This is a genomic window from Nissabacter sp. SGAir0207 (assembly GCF_005491205.1).
Classification (GTDB): domain Bacteria; phylum Pseudomonadota; class Gammaproteobacteria; order Enterobacterales; family Enterobacteriaceae; genus Chimaeribacter.
In genome coordinates this window covers 2,073,117-2,090,806 of sequence record NZ_CP028035.1, presented here as the reverse complement: position 1 = coordinate 2,090,806, position 17,690 = coordinate 2,073,117, and the positions used below count along the sequence as shown (strand labels likewise).

Genomic DNA, 17,690 nt, shown 5'->3' with positions numbered 1-17,690 from the left:
GCGGGGTGCGGGCTTCTGCAAATCGACACTCTGATAACAGAGATGCGTGATTACGCCGCCCGCCAAAGGGAGAAGCGCCACCAACCAAGTCGGGTCATCTGCATCGTTTTCATTATCAGGGCCTCATGTCTGTGAACTTGTGTACTAGTTAAATGGTTCAGCGACGCAATGTCAACCCCTCATCCAGATGATTTAACCTGCAATGGCTTGAAATGATAAAAGTGATGAATATGCGATAGGGCTGGCATCTGCTTGCCACTCTGGGGTAACGTGCCGCCACCGCCCCACGGGGCACCACGCTTTTTTGCAGGATGACCATGTTGACTGACGCCACTTCCCCCGCCTTTACCCTGTTCGATCTCCACAGCCACACCACCGCCTCGGACGGCCTGCTGACGCCCGCCGCGCTGGTGGCGCGCGCGGTGGAGATGCGGGTCGGGGTACTGGCGATCACTGACCACGACTGCGTCGAGGGGCTGGCCGCCGCCGCCGAGGCGATTGCCGCGCAGCAACTGCCGCTGCGGCTGGTCAATGGCGTGGAGATCTCCACGCTGTGGGAGAACCACGAGATCCACATCGTCGGCCTGAACATCGAGCCGCAGCACCCGGCCATGCAGGCACTGCTGGCGCAACAGCTCACCTACCGCCACCAGCGGGCGGAGGAGATGGCGCACCGGCTGGAGAAGGCGCACATCCCCGGCGCGCTGGAGGGGGCCTTGCGCTTCGCCAATGGCGGCGCGGTGACACGCGGCCACTTCGCGCGCTTTTTGGTGGAGGCTGGCAAGGCAGACAACATGGCACAGGTGTTCAAAAAGTACCTGGCCAAGGGGAAAACCGGCTATGTGCCGCCGCAGTGGTGTACAATAGAACAGGCCATTGATGTTATTCATCAATCCGGCGGTCAGGCGGTGGTTGCCCACCCTGGCCGCTATGATCTGTCCGCCAAGTGGCTGAAACGCCTGTTGGCCTACTTCGCTGCCCACGGCGGCGACGCGATGGAGGTCGCCCAGTGCCAGCAGGCGCCAAACGAGCGCACGCAACTGGCCGCCTATGCCCAGCAGTTCCAGCTGCTCGCCTCACAGGGATCGGACTTCCACCAGCCCTGCCCGTGGATTGAGCTGGGGCGCAAGCTCTGGCTGCCGGGCGGCGTGGAGCCTGTCTGGCGTGACTGGCCAGCCGCCTGACGGACCCATCAACGATAACGAGGTATTTGATGACCCAGTTTTTTTATGTTCACCCTGAAAACCCGCAACTGCGCCTGATCAATCAGGCGGTAGACGTGCTGCGCAAGGGCGGGGTGATTGTCTATCCTACCGACTCCGGCTACGCCTTGGGCTGCCGCCTGGAAGAGAAGGGGGCGATGGAGCGCATCTGCCGCATCCGCCAGCTCGACAGCAACCACAACTTCACGCTGGTGTGCCGCGACCTGAGCGAGTTATCCACTTATGCCTACGTGGACAACAGCGCCTTCCGCCTGATCAAGAACAACACCCCCGGCCACTACACCTTCATCCTGAAGGCGACCAAAGAGGTGCCGCGCCGCCTGATGAGCGAGAAGCGCAAAACCATCGGCCTGCGCGTGCCCTCCAACCCCATCGCGCTGGCGCTGCTGGATGTGTTGCAGGAGCCGCTGATGTCCACCACCCTGATGCTGCCGGGCAATGACTTCGCCGAGTCTGACCCGGAGGAGATCAAGGAGGTGTTGGGCAAGCAGGTGGATCTGGTGATCCACGGCGGTTTCCTCGGCCAGCAGCCGACCACGGTGGTTGACCTCACGGACACCACGCCAGAGGTGATCCGCGAGGGCGCTGGCGACCCCGCGCCGTTCCGCTAAGGCGTCGCCCGGCCAGCGCGCCGGGCCTCGCGCCCCTTTTTGTGCCATAACTATGGCCCAGGCCGCATTCTGCGCGGCAAACGATTGTCTGCCGAAGGGCTTTGCCAATAAGCTGGTGCTTATTTTTTTGCAGGCAAACGCATGGGCACCTCACTCCCCGAACAGGAAGACCACAGATTGCGCCGCCGGGTATGGCTGGCCGTACTGGCCGGCTGTGGCCTGTTCTGGCTCGGGCTGATTTGGCTGCTCTGCTATTAGCGCGCCGCGTCCTTCCGCTCCCGGCTATAATAGGGAATACAAAGCTGGCTTAACTGTGTATAATGGTCGGCTAAACTTTTTATAAGTATTTGATTTACTTCATAATAGCTTATAACCCCCCATTTCTGGGCCGTGGGTTTTCCCCGGCGGCCCATCTGACGCCTGTGAAGGCGACAACAGAGGTTGCTCAATGAGCGAGAAATTACAGAAAGTTCTGGCGCGGGCCGGTCATGGTTCCCGCCGCGAAATCGAAACCATGATCCAGGCCGGCCGCGTCAGCGTGGATGGCAAAATCGCCACCCTGGGCGATCGGGTCGATGTGAATCCTGGCATGAAAATCCGCATGGATGGTCACGTGGTCTCGATTAAAGAGTCCGCCGAGGCTGTCTGCCGCGTGCTGGCCTACTACAAGCCGGAAGGCGAGCTGTGCACCCGCAGCGACCCGGAAGGGCGCCCGACCGTGTTTGACCGTCTGCCGAAACTGCGCGGCGCGCGCTGGGTGGCCGTAGGTCGTCTGGACGTTAATACCTCCGGGCTGCTGCTGTTCACCACCGACGGTGAACTGGCCAACCGCCTGATGCACCCGAGCCGGGAAGTGGAGCGCGAGTACGCGGTACGCGTCTTCGGCCAGGTTGATGATGACAAGATCAAGCAGCTCAGCCGTGGCGTGCAGCTGGAAGATGGCCCGGCCGCCTTCCGCACCATCAGCTTCCAGGGCGGCGAAGGCCTGAACCAGTGGTACAACGTCACCCTGACCGAGGGGCGCAACCGTGAAGTGCGTCGCCTGTGGGAAGCGGTCGGCGTGCAGGTCAGCCGCCTGATCCGCGTTCGCTACGGCGACCTGCCGCTGCCGAAAGGGCTGCCGCGCGGTGGCTGGAAAGAGCTGGATCTGGCCGAGATCAACTACCTGCGCGAGCTGGTGGAGCTGGACCCGGAGACCGTCAGCAAGCTGCCGGTAGAAAAGGAGCGCCGCCGCGTCAAGGCCAACCAGATCCGCCGCGCCGTGAAGCGCCACAGCCAGGTCTCCCCCGGCCGTCGCAGCGCCCCCAGCAAGCGCGGCTAACCCCCTTCGACCTTCCCCAAACCGCAGCCCAGGCTGCGGTTTTTTATTGAATTTTTCTGAAAATTAGCCGTGAAATTATATGAAAATGGCATTATTTCAGTAATATATTCATCCCTGAATAAAAACAGGCCAGGTTTCAGACGGTTGCCCTCAATAGGAGGGAGAAACCTGTGCTATTAATAGCCAGGCGCAATGCCAGGCGGGCAAGTAAGACAATCACTTAAAGAGCTGGGACTTATATCGATGGACAGATCCGCGTCATGAAAATCTTTTTGGCAACCTTACAATTTTTGACCCGCCTGCCGGTGCCGAGCAACGCCTGTGACCGCATGAGCGTGCATGACTACCCGCGTGGCGTCTACTGGTTCCCGGTGGTGGGGCTGGTGGTGGGAATGTGCTGCACCGTGGTCTATATGCTGACCGCGGGCGCGCTCGGGCCATTGATGGCGGCCATTCTGGCGGTGGTGACCAATGTGCTGGTGACCGGCGCGTTCCACCTCGATGGGCTGGCCGACAGTTGCGACGGGCTGTTTGCCCATGCCCGCCGCGAGCGGGCGCTGGAGATCATGCGTGACAGCCGCATCGGCACCTATGGCGCGGCGGCGGTGCTGCTGACGCTGCTGATGCGCGTCGCCGCCCTCTACCAGATGAGCGTCAGCGGCTACGCCATGCTGCCAGTGCTGCTCGCCACGCCGATGGTCAGCCGCGGCCTGCTGCCGATTCTGATGTTCCGCCAGACCTATGCCCGTGAGGATGGGCTGGGCAACCTCTACATCGGCAAAATTTGCCCGCGCCGTTTCTGGATCACGCTGCTGATCACCGCACTGGGCGTGGCCCTTGTCTGCGGCGTCATGAGCCTGCTGGCCGTGGCGATCACCCTGTTTGTCGGCCTGATCTTCCGCAGCGCGGTACAGGAGAAGATTGGCGGCCAGACCGGCGACACCCTTGGCGCTGGCATTGAACTGTTTGAGGTGGTGTTCTTGCTGGCCCTGCTGTGGCGCTGAGCGCCATCCCCCCGCATTTCCCCCGGCGGCGCCCGCGCCGCCTTTCAACATGGAGAGTGAATCATGAATTCCGTCAACGACATCCTTAACGCCATCGCGCCACCTGACCGCGCGGCGATGGCGCAGGCCCAGACCCGGCTCGATGCGCTGGTGAAGCCGCCCGGCAGCCTTGGTCGGCTGGAGGCGCTGGCGGTACAGCTGGCGGGCATCCGGGGCAGCGGCCGCCCGTTGCAGTTCCCGCAAAAAGAGATTGTGGTGATGGCCGCAGACCACGGCGTCTGGCAGGAGGGGATCACCCCGTCGCCACAGGTGGTGACCGCCATTCAGGCTGGCAATATTCTGCGCGGCGTGGCGGGCGTCAACGCGATGGCGAAAATCGCTGGCGCGGCCGTGACGCTGGTGGACACCGGCATCATTGGCGGCCCGGTGCCGGGCGCAGTGGCATGCCATCAGGGCGAGGGCAGCGGCAACATCGCCCGTGGCCCGGCAATGACGCGCGAACAGGCGGAACAGCTGCTGCTGTGGGGCGCCAACTGGGTGGCCGAGCGGGTAGCGCAGGGCCTGACGGTGCTGGGCGTGGGTGAGCTGGGGATGGGCAACACCACCCCGGCCGCGGCGGTGATTGCCGCCATCACTGGCCAGCCGCCTGAGCAAGTAGCCGGGCTGGGTGCCAACCTGCCGCCGACGCAGCTGGGGCACAAGGTGGCGGTGATTGAGCAGGCGCTGGCGATCAACCGGCCACAGGCGAACGATGGCCTGGAGGTGCTGGCGAAGGTCGGCGGCTTTGATCTGGTGGCGATGAGCGGCGCGATGTTAGGCGCGGCAGCGGCTGGCATCCCGGTGGTGCTGGATGGCTTCCTCTCCTACGCCTCGGCGCTGGCCGCCTGCCAGATTGCGCCAGCCGTCTGGGCCTACCTGATCCCCTCCCACACCTCTGCCGAGCGCGGCTCGCAGATTGCGCTAACGCACCTGCGGCTACAGCCCTACCTCGATCTCTCCCTGCGGCTGGGCGAGGGCAGCGGCGCGGCGCTGGCCTTCAACCTGATTGACGCCGCCTGCGCCATGCACAATGAGATGGCGACGCTGGCGGAGTGCAATATCGCCCTCTGAGTTACCAGTCGATCCCCTTCTGCGCCATGATGCCGGCGTCGAAGGCGTGTTTCACCGGGCGCATTTCGCTGACCGTGTCGGCCTGCTCCAGCAGGTCGCGGTGGCAGCCGCGCCCGGTGATGATCACCGTCTGGTGGGCCGGGCGCGCCGCCAGCGCCGCCATCAGCTCCGCCAGATCGAGGTAGCCGTAACTCACCATGTAGGTCAGCTCATCGAGCAGCACCAGATCGAGCGTCTCATCGGCCAGCATCCGCTTGCCATGTTGCCACACCGCCTGGCAGGCGGCGGTGTCGGTGTCGCGGTTCTGCGTCTCCCAGGTGAAGCCGGTCGCCATCACCTGGAACTCGACGCCGTGCGGCTCCAGCAGGTTGCGCTCGCCGTTCGGCCACTCCCCCTTGATGAACTGGATCACCCCGGCGCGCAGGCCGTGGCCCACCGCGCGCGTCACGGTGCCGAAGGCGGCGGTGGTCTTGCCCTTGCCGTTGCCGGTGAACACCATCAGCAGGCCACGTACCTCTTGGGCGGCGGCGATGCGGGCGTCAACCTGCTCTTTCAGTTTTTGCTGGCGTTGCTGGTGTCTGTCGCTCATCTCGGCCTCACTCCGCCGGGCCGGGCTTGCGGCCCGGTTGTGCGTCAAAGCTGATGCCAGTCTTGCGGCGGCTGTCATCGCCCATCAAATAGAGGTAGAGCGGCATGATGTCGGCGGGCGTCTTCAGCTTGTTGGCGTCCTCCTGCGGGAAGGCGGAAGCGCGCATCGCGGTGCGGGTGCCGCCGGGGTTGATGCAGTTGACGCGCAGGGTGGAATGTTTGTACTCCTCCGCCAATACTTGCATCATCCCCTCGGTGGCAAATTTGGAGACCGAGTAGGCCCCCCAGCCCGCGCGCCCCTCGCGGCCGACGCTGGAGCTGGTGAACACCAGCGAGCCGCCGCTGGATTTCAGCAGCAGCGGCAGCAGCGCCTGCGTGAGGATAAAGGTGGCGTTGACGTTGACCTGCATCACCTGTTGCCACAGGTCGCTGTCCTGTTGCGCCATGGGCGCGATCTCGCCCAACAGGCCAGCGTTGTGCAGCACGCCATCCAGACGCGGCACTTGCTGCGCCAGCGTGTCGGCCACGGCCTGGCACTGCGCCGGCGTGGCGGTCAGCAGATCCAGTGTGATCACCTGTGCCGGTTTCAGCCCGGCCTGCGCGATGCGCTGTTGCACCGCCAGCAGCTTCTCCTCGGTACGGCCCAGCAGGATCACGCGCGCGCCGAAGCGGGCGTAGGTCAGGGCGGCCTCGCGGCCAATGCCGTCACCGGCACCGGTCACCAGAATGATGCGGTTGTCCAATAGGTTGCTTTTCGGATGGTAGTGCATGGGGAAGTCCTCTCGCGTGGCTGGGGTGCCGGCGGCGTGGGCCGGTCACAAAATGCCAGGATGGCGGCGGGAGCCTGGCTCAACCTGCTCGCCACCCTGGTGCGAAATCGTGGGTGTGAAGAATATTGAACGTATATGCCTCAAATGGATCGACATTTCAATGAATAACCATCATTTCCTCTGGTTTTGTAACAAAACCGCGCAACGCTGCGGCGCTTTGCGCATCAGGCAAGACGGCGCGGTGGGAAATGGCTAAGATAACCCATAGATGTTAACTGACAGAAAAAGGCGGAAATTCGTGGAGTTATTCTCTCTGTATGGGCTGTTTCTGGCCAAAGTCATCACGCTGGTGGTGGCAATCGGTGCGCTGGTGGTACTGGTGTTCAGCCTGAAGGCGCGCAAGGCGCAGCGTCCGGGCGAGCTGCACCTGACGGATCTCTCCAAACAGTACCGGGAGATGCAGCAGGAGATGCGTTCATCGCGTCTGGACGAGGCAGCGCGCAAGGCACAGGACAAGGTGCTGAAAAAGAGCCGCAAGGCCGAGGCCAAACAGGCCAAACTGAACGCCAAACAGGGCGTCAACAGCGGCAAGCCCTGCCTCTATGTGCTTGATTTCAAGGGCAGCATCGATGCCCATGAGGTGGCGTCGCTGCGTGAGGAGATCACCGCCGTGCTGGCGGTGGCCACACCGCAGGATGAGGTACTGTTGCGACTGGAAAGCCCCGGCGGGGTGGTGCACGGCTACGGCCTTGCCTCCTCCCAACTGACGCGCCTGCGACAGGCGGGCATCCGCCTGACGGTGGCGGTGGACAAAGTGGCGGCCAGCGGCGGCTACATGATGGCCTGCGTGGCGGATCGCATCATCGCCGCGCCGTTTGCCATCGTCGGCTCGATTGGCGTAGTCGCACAGATCCCCAACTTTAACCGTCTGTTGAAGAAAAATGATATTGATGTGGAGCTGCACACCGCTGGCCAGTTCAAGCGTACGTTGACGCTGTTTGGTGAGAATACTGAGCAGGGGCGTGAGAAGTTCCGCGAGGATCTCGACGAAACCCACCAGCTGTTCAAGACCTTCGTCAAGCAGCAGCGCCCGTCACTGGACATTGACAGCGTGGCAACCGGCGAGCACTGGTTTGGCCTGCAGGCGCGTGAAAAGGGGCTGGTGGACGCCATCGGCACCAGTGACGATCTGCTGATTGCCGAGATGGAGAACCATGAGGTGATCAGTGTGCGTTTCCGCCGTCGCAAGCGGATGATGGATCGCTTCACGGGCAGCGCCGCTGAGAGCCTTGACCGGCTGATGTTGCGCTGGTGGCAGCGTGGTGAAAAACCGATGTTATAAGAAAGGAAAAGGGGCGTTAGCCCCTTTTTTCATGATGATTAATTCTCTAAAAAATATTTATCAGAGAAATAGGTCGCCAGGTATTTAAACATATTAAATACCGCCGTGCTTTTCGCCGTCGGCAACCCCTGAGCATCAAGGAAAAACTCCCCGCTGAATACCAGTATATCCCCGTTTTGCCTGACATCGGTGGTCACCATGCCGTGCAAATAATCTTCATGTGCCCTGATTATAATATTGGCTTCTTCCAGCAAACGCTGTTTGGAAATCGCCGTTCTATTTTTGTTCATCCTGATGACTCCACAGCTGATTATGTGCGCCCAGTCTAATGCTGACGGCCAAAACCCGCAAATCTGATGGGGTTATCAGTCGCGAAATCGGGGATTGGCGAAAATGCGTAATCCATGCTAATTAGGTTGCGTGGCGTTTTTTATCAGGTAGAGTGTGGGCTTTCGCGCCGGCAGGTGGAAGATTTACTTTACGCTCAGCCCTTTGTTGGCGCTGACCCCCGGCCAGGGAGCAGGCGGCCAGCGATGGCGTGGTGGAGCCTGAGGGCAAAGCCGGGCCGATTGCGGCAGTGATGAGCAGTCAGAGGGACAATGATAAAAAACGTCTTGATCTCCAGCCTCACTGTCGCAATATAAAAAAAGGATGCAGATTGCTGCGGCATAACGGGATAAAAAACTTCTTTTTCGGAAGAATTAATTTAGGTAAAGGTAAATATGGGAAAAGCTCTCGTAATAGTTGAGTCCCCGGCAAAAGCCAAAACGATTAATAAATATTTGGGCAATGACTACGTGGTGAAGTCCAGCGTCGGTCATATCCGCGATTTGCCCACCAGCGGCTCGGCCGCGAAAAAAAATGCAGAATCTTCCGAAGAAAAAGCCAAGAAAAAAGTAAAAAAGGATGAGAAAGCAGCGCTGGTCAACCGCATGGGCGTCGACCCTTATCACGGCTGGCAGGCGCAGTATGAGATCCTGCCGGGCAAAGAGAAGGTGGTGTCGGAGCTGAAATCTCTGGCGGAAAACGCTGACCACATCTATCTCGCAACCGACCTTGACCGCGAAGGGGAAGCCATCGCCTGGCACCTGCGGGAAGTGATCGGCGGCGATGACAAGCGCTTCAGCCGGGTGGTGTTCAACGAGATCACCAAAAACGCCATCCAGCAGGCGTTCAACCAGCCGGGCGAACTGAATATCGACCGTGTGAATGCCCAACAGGCGCGCCGCTTTATGGACCGCGTGGTGGGTTACATGGTCTCGCCGCTGCTGTGGAAGAAGATCGCCCGTGGCCTGTCAGCAGGCCGGGTGCAGTCCGTGGCGGTGCGGCTGGTGGTGGAGCGCGAGCGCGAAATCAAGGCGTTCGTGCCAGAGGAGTACTGGGAGCTGCACGCCCAGCTGAATAATGCCGATGCCCAGCTGATGATGGAGGTGACCCACCTCCATGACAAACCGTTCAAGCCGGTCAACCGCGAGCAGACCCACGCCGCCGTCGCGCTGCTGGAGAAGGCGCGCTACACGGTGCGCGACCGCGAAGACAAACCGACCAGCAGCCGCCCGAGCGCGCCCTTCATTACTTCCACGCTGCAACAGGCCGCCAGTACCCGCCTGAGCTTTGGCGTGAAGAGGACCATGATGATGGCGCAGCGCCTGTATGAGGCCGGCCACATCACCTATATGCGTACTGACTCCACCAACCTGAGCAAGGATGCGGTGGAGATGGTGCGCGGCTACATCGGCAGCGAGTTCGGCGACCAGTACCTGCCGAAAGAGGCGAACACCTACAGCAGCAAAGAGAACTCCCAAGAGGCGCACGAGGCGATCCGTCCATCGGATGTACAGGTGCAGGCGGAGCAGCTGAAGGACATGGAAGCGGACGCGCAGAAGCTCTACCAGCTGATCTGGCGCCAGTTCGTGGCCTGTCAGATGACGCCAGCGAAATATGACTCCACCACCCTGACGGTGCAGGCAGGCGACTACCAGCTGCGTGCCCGTGGCCGCATCCTGCGCTTTGATGGCTGGACGCGGGTGATGCCTGCGCTGCGCAAGGGTGACGAAGATCGCACGCTGCCTAACGTGGCGATCGGCACCGAGCTGACGCTGCAACAGCTGTTGCCAAGCCAGCACTTCACCAAGCCGCCGGCACGCTTCAGCGAAGCCTCGCTGGTCAAGGAGCTGGAGAAGCGCGGCATTGGCCGTCCGTCAACCTATGCTTCCATCATCTCGACCATTCAGGATCGCGGCTATGTGCGGGTAGAGAACCGCCGCTTCTACGCCGAGAAGATGGGTGAGATCGTGACCGACCGTCTGGAGGAGAACTTCCGCGAGCTGATGAACTATGACTTCACCGCCCGCATGGAGGATGACCTCGATCAGGTGGCCAACAATCAGGCTGAGTGGAAAGCGGTGCTGGATGGCTTCTTCGAAGACTTCAGCCACCAGCTGGAGCAGGCGGAGCGCGACCCAACCGAAGGCGGTATGCGCCCGAACCAGATGGTGCTGACGGACATTGACTGCCCGACCTGCGGCCGCAAAATGGGCATCCGCACCGCCAGCACCGGCGTATTCCTCGGCTGCTCCGGCTATGCGCTGTCACCGAAAGAGCGCTGCAAAACCACCATCAATCTGGTGCCGGAAAATGAGGTACTGAACGTGCTGGAGGGCGAAGACGCCGAAACCAATGCGTTGCGCGCCCGCCGTCGCTGCCCGAAATGCGGCACGGCGATGGACAGCTACCTGATCGACAACCAGCGCAAGCTGCACGTCTGCGGCAACAACCCGGCCTGTGAAGGCTATGAGGTGGAAGAGGGCGAGTTCCGCCTGAAAGGCTACGACGGCCCGGTGGTGGAGTGCGAGAAGTGCGGCTCAGAGATGCACCTGAAGATGGGGCGTTTCGGCAAGTACATGGGCTGTACCAACGAGGCGTGCAAAAACACCCGCAAAATCCTGCGCAATGGCGAAGTGGCGCCACCGAAGGAGGATCCGGTGCCGCTGCCAGAGTTGCCGTGCGAGAAGTCTGACGCCTACTTCGTGCTGCGTGACGGCGCGGCGGGTGTCTTCCTGGCGGCCAATACCTTCCCGAAATCGCGCGAAACCCGCGCGCCGCTGGTGGAGGAGCTGGCCCGCTTCCGCGATCGCCTGCCAGAGAAGCTGGTCTATCTGGCGGATGCGCCGGTCGCTGACCCGGAAGGCAACAAAACCTTGGTGCGCTATAGCCGCAAAACCAAACAGCAGTATGTCTCCTCGGAGAAGGAGGGCAAAGCCACCGGCTGGTCTGCCTTCTACGTGGATGGCAAATGGGTGGAAGGCAAAAAATAACCTCTTGTCCCACCAATGAAAAAAACCAGCGTGCAAACGCTGGTTTTTTTATAGCCCGTGGATCTATTATCAGGCACCGATATAAATTAATCGCCATAGATAATAAATGGTGACGTCAGCCAGCCGGGGATCTATACATCGCCGCTCTATTCGATATAATGGTTATATAAAATAGCTTTTTATTCTAATATGCTATTTATCGACTGACATTTTGCGCCCTGGCGTTTATCCGCGCGGCGTTATCGCCATACCATGCGACCTCTCACTTGCCTGGCTACCCGCGGGGCAGGGCGAAACCTAGGACGGTAAAGATATGAAATTGCAGCAGCTTCGTTACATTGTGGAAGTGGTCAATCACAACCTCAACGTCTCCTCCACCGCTGAGGGGCTGTACACCTCCCAGCCCGGCATCAGCAAACAGGTGCGGATGCTGGAGGATGAGCTGGGCATTCAGATCTTTGCCCGTAGCGGCAAGCACCTTACTCAGGTCACGCCAGCCGGGCAGGAGATCATCCGCATCGCCCGTGAAGTGCTCTCCAAGGTGGACGCCATCAAGGCGGTCGCTGGCGAGCACACCTACCCGGACAAAGGCTCGCTCTATGTCGCCACCACCCATACGCAGGCGCGCTACGCCCTGCCAACGGTGATCAAGGGCTTTATTGAGCGCTACCCGCGCGTGTCGCTGCATATGCACCAAGGGTCGCCAACGCAGATTGCCGAGGCGGTCTCCAAGGGTACTGCGGATTTCGCCATCGCCACCGAGGCGCTGCACCTCTATGACGATCTGGTGATGCTGCCCTGTTACCACTGGAACCGCGCGGTGGTGGTGCAGCCGGATCACCCGCTGGCTGGCAAATCCCACGTCACCATTGAGGAGCTGGCGGCCTATCCGATCGTTACCTACACCTTTGGCTTTACCGGCCGCTCGGAGCTGGACACCGCCTTCAACCGCGCTGGCCTGACGCCGCGTATCGTCTTTACCGCCACCGACGCCGACGTGATCAAGACCTACGTTCGGCTGGGGCTGGGCGTCGGGGTGATCGCCAGCATGGCGGTGGACCCGGTACAAGACCCCGATCTGGTCACGGTGGATGCCAGCGACATCTTCACCTACAGCACCACTAAAATTGGCTTCCGCCGCAGCACCTTCCTGCGCAGTTATATGTATGACTTTATCCACCGCTTCGCCCCGCACCTGACGCGGGACGTGGTGGACAGCGCCGTCTCCCTGCGCTCCAACGAGGAGATTGAGGCGATGTTCAAGGATGTCTCCCTGCCCGTGAAGTGATCCCCCGGCCGGGCCATGCGCCCGGCTACTTTTCTCCCTCCGCACCACCCATTTCTCCTACTTTTCCCTGTCTGGCAAGGGTTTGCCGCTCTGCCGTTGATCAAAAAGGGTTGTTATCAAATCGTTACGCAATGTTTGTGTTATCTTTAATATAGACGTACAACCCGACAGGATATTGTCCGGAGTCCCTGCTGAACCCCACACCATTGCGCGTTGTGCGATATGAAAAATCTAAATGGGAGGAGAGCCATGTCTAATCTTCGTGAGCAAAGTAAGGAAAAGCTTGAGGCGCAGCAGCGCGAGTACCACTACTACAGCCTGAATGCGGTCTCGGCGGCGCTGGGGGATATCACCCGGTTGCCCAAATCGATGAAAGTGCTGCTGGAGAACCTGTTGCGGCACATTGACGGTGACACTGTCACGGAAGAGGATCTGCGGGCGATGGTGGCGTGGCAGAAGAGCGGCCACGCCAACCGTGAAATCGCCTACCGCCCGGCGCGGGTGTTGATGCAGGACTTCACCGGCGTGCCAGCGGTGGTGGATCTGGCGGCGATGCGTGAGGCAGTGAAGCGCCTCGGCGGCCAGGTGGAGCAGGTCAACCCGCTGTCGCCGGTGGATCTGGTGATTGACCACTCGGTAACGGTGGATGAGTATGGCGACCCCGGTGCCTTTGATGAGAACGTCCGGCTGGAGATGGAGCGCAACCATGAGCGCTACCAGTTCCTGCGCTGGGGGCAGCAGGCGTTTAACCGCTTCCGCGTGGTGCCGCCGGGCACCGGCATCTGCCATCAGGTCAACCTGGAGTACCTCGGCCAGACCGTCTGGCATGAGGAGCAGGAGGGCGGCCGCGTCGCTTATCCTGACACGCTGGTCGGCACCGACTCCCACACCACCATGATCAACGGTCTGGGCGTACTCGGCTGGGGCGTTGGCGGCATTGAGGCGGAGGCGGCGATGCTGGGCCAGCCGGTGTCGATGCTGATCCCGGATGTGGTGGGCTTCAAGCTGACCGGCAAGCTGCGCGAGGGCATTACCGCCACCGATCTGGTGCTGACCGTGACCCAGATGCTGCGTAAGCATGGGGTGGTCGGTAAGTTTGTGGAGTTCTACGGCGACGGTTTGGCCGATCTGCCGCTGGCGGATCGCGCCACCATCGCCAACATGGCACCGGAGTATGGCGCAACCTGTGGCTTCTTCCCGGTGGACGAGGTGACCCTCAGCTACATGAAGCTGACCGGCCGCAGCGACGAGCAGGTGGCACTGGTGGAAGCTTATACACGGGCGCAGGGGCTGTGGCGGCTGGAGGGCGACGAGCCGATCTTTACCAGTACGCTGTCGCTGGACATGGGCACCGTGGAGTCGAGCGTCTCCGGGCCAAAACGCCCGCAGGATCGCGTGTCACTGCCCGGCGTGCCGCAGGCATTCAAGGCCGCCACCGAACTGGATCTCAACAGCCGCCCCGGCAGCGAAGCGGAGAACATCCAGCTGCGCGGGCAGGAGGTCAGGCTGGAGAATGGCGCGGTGGTGATCGCCGCCATCACCTCCTGTACCAACACCTCCAACCCCAGCATCTTGATGGCCGCTGGCCTGCTGGCGAAAAAGGCGGTGGAGCGCGGGCTGGTGAGCAAGCCGTGGGTCAAAACCTCGCTGGCGCCCGGCTCGATGGTGGTGACCAACTACCTGGCCAAGGCCGGGCTGATGTCCTACCTCGACAAGCTGGGCTTCAACTTGGTGGGCTACGGCTGTACCACCTGCATCGGCAACTCCGGCCCGTTGCTGGGGGAGATTGAGCAGGCGATCAAAGAGGGCGATCTTACCGTCGGGGCAGTGCTCTCGGGCAACCGTAACTTCGAGGGGCGCATCCACCCGCTGATCAAAACCAACTGGCTGGCCTCGCCGCCGCTGGTGGTGGCCTACGCGCTGGCGGGCAACATGAAGGTCAACCTGAGCGAGGAGCCGCTGGGGCAGGACAAAGAGGGCAACCCGGTCTACCTGCATGAGATCTGGCCCAGCGCCAATGAGATTGCGCAGGCGGTGGAGAAGGTGCGCACCGAGATGTTCCTCAAGGAGTACTCTGAGGTGTTCCGGGGCGACGAGAGCTGGCGCGCGATTGATGTCAAAGGCTCACCGACCTACGGCTGGCAGGGTGACTCCACCTACATCCGCCACTCGCCCTTCTTCGATGACATGGAAGCGGCACCCAAGGCAGTGCAGGATATTGAGGGCGCGCGCATTCTGGCGATGCTCGGCGACTCCGTGACCACTGACCACATCTCGCCGGCCGGCAGCATCAAGCGCGAAAGCCCGGCGGGGCGCTACCTGATGGATCACGGCGTCGAGCCAAAAGATTTCAACTCCTACGGCTCGCGGCGCGGCAACTATGAGGTGATGGTACGCGGCACCTTCGCCAACGTCCGCATCCGCAATGAACTGGTGCCGGGCGTGGAGGGGGGCTATACCCGCCACCTACCGTCACAGGAGCAGCTCTCGATCTATGACGCCGCGATGCGCTACCAGCAGGAGTCGGTGCCGCTGGCGGTGGTGGCTGGCAAGGAGTATGGCTCCGGCTCCAGCCGTGACTGGGCGGCGAAGGGGCCACGCCTGCTGGGCATCCGTGTGGTGATCGCCGAAACCTTCGAGCGTATCCACCGCTCCAACCTGATTGGCATGGGCATCCTGCCGCTGGAGTTCCCGGAAGGGGTGACGCGCAAAACGCTGGCGCTGACCGGCGAGGAGCAGATTACCATCCGCGGCCTGCAATCGCTGACGCCGGGCCAGACCGTCAAGGTGCTCTTCACCTACGCCGATGGCCGCACCGAAGAGGTGGACGCGCGCTGCCGCATCGACACCGGCAATGAGCTGACCTACTTCAATAATGACGGCATCCTGCACTATGTGATCCGTAAAATGCTGTGATCTGCAACAGGCGGCGATTGACTGCCGCCATGCAAAAAGGGCACCCGAAGGTGCCCTTTTTTTGTGCTGACCTTTACTTGTCGAGCAGGTGGCCCATCTTGGCGGCCTTGGTGGCCAGATAGTGCTCATTTTTCGGGTTGCGGCCGACAATCAGCGGCACGCGCTCCACGATATTGATGCCAGCCTCGCTCAGGATGGCGACTTTCTTCGGATTGTTGGTCAGCAGGCGCACCGCGCTGACGCCCAGCAGGGTGAACATGTCGGCGCACAGCGTGAAGTCGCGCTCATCGGCGGCGAAACCGAGCTGGTGGTTGGCTTCCACCGTGTCAGCGCCCTTGTCCTGCAAGGCGTAGGCGCGGATTTTGTTCAGCAGGCCAATGTTGCGCCCCTCCTGACGGTGGTAGAGCAGAATGCCACGCCCCTCTTCGGCGATGTGCGTCAGGGCCGCCTCGAGCTGGAAACCGCAGTCGCAGCGCAGGCTGAACAGCGCGTCGCCGGTCAGGCACTCGGAGTGCACGCGCGCCAGCACCGGCTCGGTGCCGGTAATGTCACCGTACACCAGCGCCAGGTGATCGTGGCCGGTGGCCAACTCTTCGAAACCGACCATGAGGAAATCGCCCCAAGGCGTCGGCAATTTTGCCTCGGCGACCCGTTTAAGCTGCATGTTACTCTCCAAAAAAACTGATAATCGATACTCTTGCTGCGCATCCTACGTTTTGCAACGCGCCTTGACCAGCCCTAAGGCCGCTTTACCCTCAGATGGGGGCGATGGGCAGGAAAAACAAGCGCCGCACCGGCGGGCGTTGCCGTGCTGCCGGCAGTGCCTGAAATACTATGCCTGATTCCAGTGAGGCGAAATGGATTTATTGTGTCAAGCTTATGACACAGTTGTGAGACTCATGTTCTATTTTAGCAAGGATGTCACCATGTTAGAGATTGTGAAACGTACTACCTTGGGGGCGCTGCTGTTGGCGCTGATGCCGCTGGCGGTCTGGCTCTCCGGCTGGCAGTGGCAGCCGGGGGAGGGCAACGCCGTGCTGCGCGTCCTCTACTGGATCACCCAGACCGTCACCCGCCCTTGGGGCATCCTGACCAGCGTGCTGCTGATTGGCTGGTTCCTCTGGTGCCTGCGCTTCCAGTTGCGTGGCGCGATTGGTCTGGCGCTGCTGCTTGGTGCGGTGATCCTGCTCGGCCAGCAACTCAAAAGCATCGTAAAGGAGCATGTGCAGGAGCCGCGCCCCTTCGTGGTGTGGCTGGAGCGCGATTATCAGGTGGATAACAAGGACTTTTACCGGCTGCCGCGCGACGGGCGCAGCGCGCTGGTGGCAGAGCAGCTGCGTGACAACCACGTGGTGCCGGCCTGGCTGAAAGCGCACTGGCAGTTCGAAACCGGCTTTGCCTTCCCCTCCGGCCACACCCTGTTTGCCGCCAGCTGGGCGCTGCTCGGCGTTGGCCTGCTCTGGCCGCGCCGCCGCTACAAAACGCTGGCGCTGCTGATGATCTGGGCGGTGGCGGTGATGGGCAGCCGGCTGGTGCTGGGAATGCACTGGCCGCGCGATCTGCTGATGGCGACGGTGATGAGCTGGGGCATGGTGACCCTCGCCTGTTGCGCGGTGCAGCGCTTTATCGGGCCGCTGACCGTGGAGCCAGACGAGCATCGCGAAATAGACCAGCGCAAGCCCTCATAAAGGGCGGGCGGCGCTTGCAACAGGCCCGCGCCGCCCCCATATCCTTCTGGCCAGCGTGCGCGGTGCGCAGAATAGCGGCAGTAAGCGGCTTTATCGTGGCGCAGGGTTTCCCAGCCCTAGTGGGAAATGCTAACTTAATAGTTCAGGACGCCACAATTGTTGGCTTAATTCATCCGGTTAACCCGGCATTACAGGAATGAATGTGAAATATCTGCTCATTTTTTTGGTCTTGCTGGTGATCATCGTGATCTCCATCACGTTAGGCGCCCATAACGATCAAGTTGTCACCTTCAATTACTTACTCGCCCAGGGCGACTACCGCGTCTCGACGCTGCTGGCAACGCTGTTCGGCACCGGTTTTGTGCTCGGCTGGGTCATCTGCGGCCTGTTCTACCTGCGGGTGCGGCTGGCGCTGGGCCGTGCGCAGCGCAAGGTAAAGCGACTGGAGCAGCAGATTGCTCCGGCCGGTGAGGGTGTGCCTGCGGCCCAGGCCCCTCTCAGCAAGGAATAAC

At 61.4% G+C, this 17,690-nt stretch carries 16 protein-coding genes and 1 other annotated feature (1 of these 17 only partly in view); of the genes, 12 read left to right on the top strand and 4 right to left on the bottom strand.

Annotated features, from left to right (window positions below):
• Nucleotides 1–89: a sequence feature (Trp leader region), on the bottom strand (it extends 12 nt beyond the left edge of the window).
• Between the two features lie 228 nt (nucleotides 90–317).
• From C1N62_RS09005 to cobT, 6 genes are all read left to right on the top strand, one after another.
• Nucleotides 318–1,184: a PHP domain-containing protein gene (locus tag C1N62_RS09005; RefSeq protein WP_255508600.1), complete on the top strand. Its 867-nt coding sequence runs from the start codon at nucleotides 318–320 to the stop codon at nucleotides 1,182–1,184.
• Nucleotides 1,185–1,213: 29 nt separating this feature from the next.
• Nucleotides 1,214–1,834 (top strand): L-threonylcarbamoyladenylate synthase, encoded by a 621-nt coding sequence (locus tag C1N62_RS09000; protein WP_137763319.1) that lies wholly within the window; start codon nucleotides 1,214–1,216, stop codon nucleotides 1,832–1,834.
• 141 nt (nucleotides 1,835–1,975) lie between these two features.
• Complete coding sequence (locus tag C1N62_RS08995; RefSeq protein WP_137763318.1) at nucleotides 1,976–2,092, top strand: YmiA family putative membrane protein; 117 nt, start codon at nucleotides 1,976–1,978, stop codon at nucleotides 2,090–2,092.
• A 190-nt stretch (nucleotides 2,093–2,282) separates the two neighbouring features.
• The gene (rluB, locus tag C1N62_RS08990) at nucleotides 2,283–3,155 is read left to right on the top strand and encodes a 23S rRNA pseudouridine(2605) synthase RluB (RefSeq protein WP_137763317.1); all 873 of its coding nucleotides are present in this window, start codon (nucleotides 2,283–2,285) and stop codon (nucleotides 3,153–3,155) included.
• Nucleotides 3,156–3,427: 272 nt separating this feature from the next.
• Nucleotides 3,428–4,159: an adenosylcobinamide-GDP ribazoletransferase gene (gene cobS, locus C1N62_RS08985; RefSeq protein WP_240775678.1), complete on the top strand. Its 732-nt coding sequence runs from the start codon at nucleotides 3,428–3,430 to the stop codon at nucleotides 4,157–4,159.
• 63 nt (nucleotides 4,160–4,222) lie between these two features.
• On the top strand, nucleotides 4,223–5,269 hold the full coding sequence (cobT, locus tag C1N62_RS08980) for a nicotinate-nucleotide--dimethylbenzimidazole phosphoribosyltransferase (RefSeq protein WP_137763315.1): 1,047 nt from the start codon (nucleotides 4,223–4,225) through the stop codon (nucleotides 5,267–5,269).
• Between the two features lies 1 nt (nucleotide 5,270).
• On the opposite strand, the gene cobO is transcribed toward cobT, so the two are convergent.
• Nucleotides 5,271–5,858, bottom strand: a complete 588-nt coding sequence (gene cobO / locus C1N62_RS08975) for a cob(I)yrinic acid a,c-diamide adenosyltransferase (RefSeq protein WP_137763314.1) — start codon at nucleotides 5,856–5,858, stop codon at nucleotides 5,271–5,273.
• Nucleotides 5,859–5,865: 7 nt separating this feature from the next.
• Complete coding sequence (locus C1N62_RS08970; protein WP_137763313.1) at nucleotides 5,866–6,627, bottom strand: YciK family oxidoreductase; 762 nt, start codon at nucleotides 6,625–6,627, stop codon at nucleotides 5,866–5,868.
• A 298-nt stretch (nucleotides 6,628–6,925) separates the two neighbouring features.
• Here C1N62_RS08970 and sohB point away from each other — a divergent pair, with 298 nt between their 5' ends.
• Entirely contained in the window at nucleotides 6,926–7,969 is a 1,044-nt protein-coding gene (gene sohB / locus C1N62_RS08965; protein ID WP_137763312.1) for a protease SohB, read from the top strand.
• Between the two features lie 38 nt (nucleotides 7,970–8,007).
• Here sohB and C1N62_RS08960 read toward each other — a convergent pair whose 3' ends face one another.
• Entirely contained in the window at nucleotides 8,008–8,259 is a 252-nt protein-coding gene (locus C1N62_RS08960) for a DUF2498 family protein (protein WP_137763311.1), read from the bottom strand.
• Nucleotides 8,260–8,691: 432 nt separating this feature from the next.
• Between C1N62_RS08960 and topA the strand changes: the two genes are divergently transcribed.
• From topA to acnA, 3 genes are all read left to right on the top strand, one after another.
• Complete coding sequence (gene topA / locus C1N62_RS08955) at nucleotides 8,692–11,286, top strand: type I DNA topoisomerase (RefSeq protein WP_137763310.1); 2,595 nt, start codon at nucleotides 8,692–8,694, stop codon at nucleotides 11,284–11,286.
• A gap of 313 nt (nucleotides 11,287–11,599) precedes the next feature.
• Nucleotides 11,600–12,574, top strand: a complete 975-nt coding sequence (gene cysB / locus C1N62_RS08950) for an HTH-type transcriptional regulator CysB (RefSeq protein ID WP_137763309.1) — start codon at nucleotides 11,600–11,602, stop codon at nucleotides 12,572–12,574.
• A gap of 249 nt (nucleotides 12,575–12,823) precedes the next feature.
• A complete protein-coding gene (gene acnA / locus C1N62_RS08945) occupies nucleotides 12,824–15,490 on the top strand; it encodes an aconitate hydratase AcnA (RefSeq protein WP_137763308.1) in 2,667 nt (888 codons plus the stop codon).
• 73 nt (nucleotides 15,491–15,563) lie between these two features.
• Here the strand turns inward: acnA and ribA are convergent, their stop codons facing one another.
• Nucleotides 15,564–16,154: a GTP cyclohydrolase II gene (ribA, locus tag C1N62_RS08940; RefSeq protein WP_137763307.1), complete on the bottom strand. Its 591-nt coding sequence runs from the start codon at nucleotides 16,152–16,154 to the stop codon at nucleotides 15,564–15,566.
• 262 nt (nucleotides 16,155–16,416) lie between these two features.
• Here ribA and pgpB point away from each other — a divergent pair, with 262 nt between their 5' ends.
• Together pgpB and C1N62_RS08930 are read left to right on the top strand one after the other, a co-directional pair.
• On the top strand, nucleotides 16,417–17,178 hold the full coding sequence (gene pgpB, locus C1N62_RS08935) for a phosphatidylglycerophosphatase B (RefSeq protein ID WP_137763306.1): 762 nt from the start codon (nucleotides 16,417–16,419) through the stop codon (nucleotides 17,176–17,178).
• A gap of 202 nt (nucleotides 17,179–17,380) precedes the next feature.
• Nucleotides 17,381–17,689, top strand: coding sequence for a LapA family protein (locus C1N62_RS08930; protein WP_137763305.1), 309 nt, complete (start codon nucleotides 17,381–17,383; stop codon nucleotides 17,687–17,689).
• The last annotated feature ends 1 nt before the right edge of the window (nucleotide 17,690 follow it).

Coding starts and splice junctions, on each gene's coding strand:
- C1N62_RS08970 (WP_137763313.1), bottom strand. CDS start 6,627: ATGCACTACCATCCGAAAAGCAACCTATTGGACAACCGCATCATTCTG.
- C1N62_RS08995 (WP_137763318.1), top strand. CDS start 1,976: ATGGGCACCTCACTCCCCGAACAGGAAGACCACAGATTGCGCCGCCGG.
- cysB (WP_137763309.1), top strand. CDS start 11,600: ATGAAATTGCAGCAGCTTCGTTACATTGTGGAAGTGGTCAATCACAAC.
- rluB (WP_137763317.1), top strand. CDS start 2,283: ATGAGCGAGAAATTACAGAAAGTTCTGGCGCGGGCCGGTCATGGTTCC.
- pgpB (WP_137763306.1), top strand. CDS start 16,417: ATGTTAGAGATTGTGAAACGTACTACCTTGGGGGCGCTGCTGTTGGCG.
- cobT (WP_137763315.1), top strand. CDS start 4,223: ATGAATTCCGTCAACGACATCCTTAACGCCATCGCGCCACCTGACCGC.
- topA (WP_137763310.1), top strand. CDS start 8,692: ATGGGAAAAGCTCTCGTAATAGTTGAGTCCCCGGCAAAAGCCAAAACG.
- C1N62_RS08960 (WP_137763311.1), bottom strand. CDS start 8,259: ATGAACAAAAATAGAACGGCGATTTCCAAACAGCGTTTGCTGGAAGAA.
- acnA (WP_137763308.1), top strand. CDS start 12,824: ATGTCTAATCTTCGTGAGCAAAGTAAGGAAAAGCTTGAGGCGCAGCAG.
- C1N62_RS09000 (WP_137763319.1), top strand. CDS start 1,214: ATGACCCAGTTTTTTTATGTTCACCCTGAAAACCCGCAACTGCGCCTG.
- ribA (WP_137763307.1), bottom strand. CDS start 16,154: ATGCAGCTTAAACGGGTCGCCGAGGCAAAATTGCCGACGCCTTGGGGC.
- cobO (WP_137763314.1), bottom strand. CDS start 5,858: ATGAGCGACAGACACCAGCAACGCCAGCAAAAACTGAAAGAGCAGGTT.
- C1N62_RS09005 (WP_255508600.1), top strand. CDS start 318: ATGTTGACTGACGCCACTTCCCCCGCCTTTACCCTGTTCGATCTCCAC.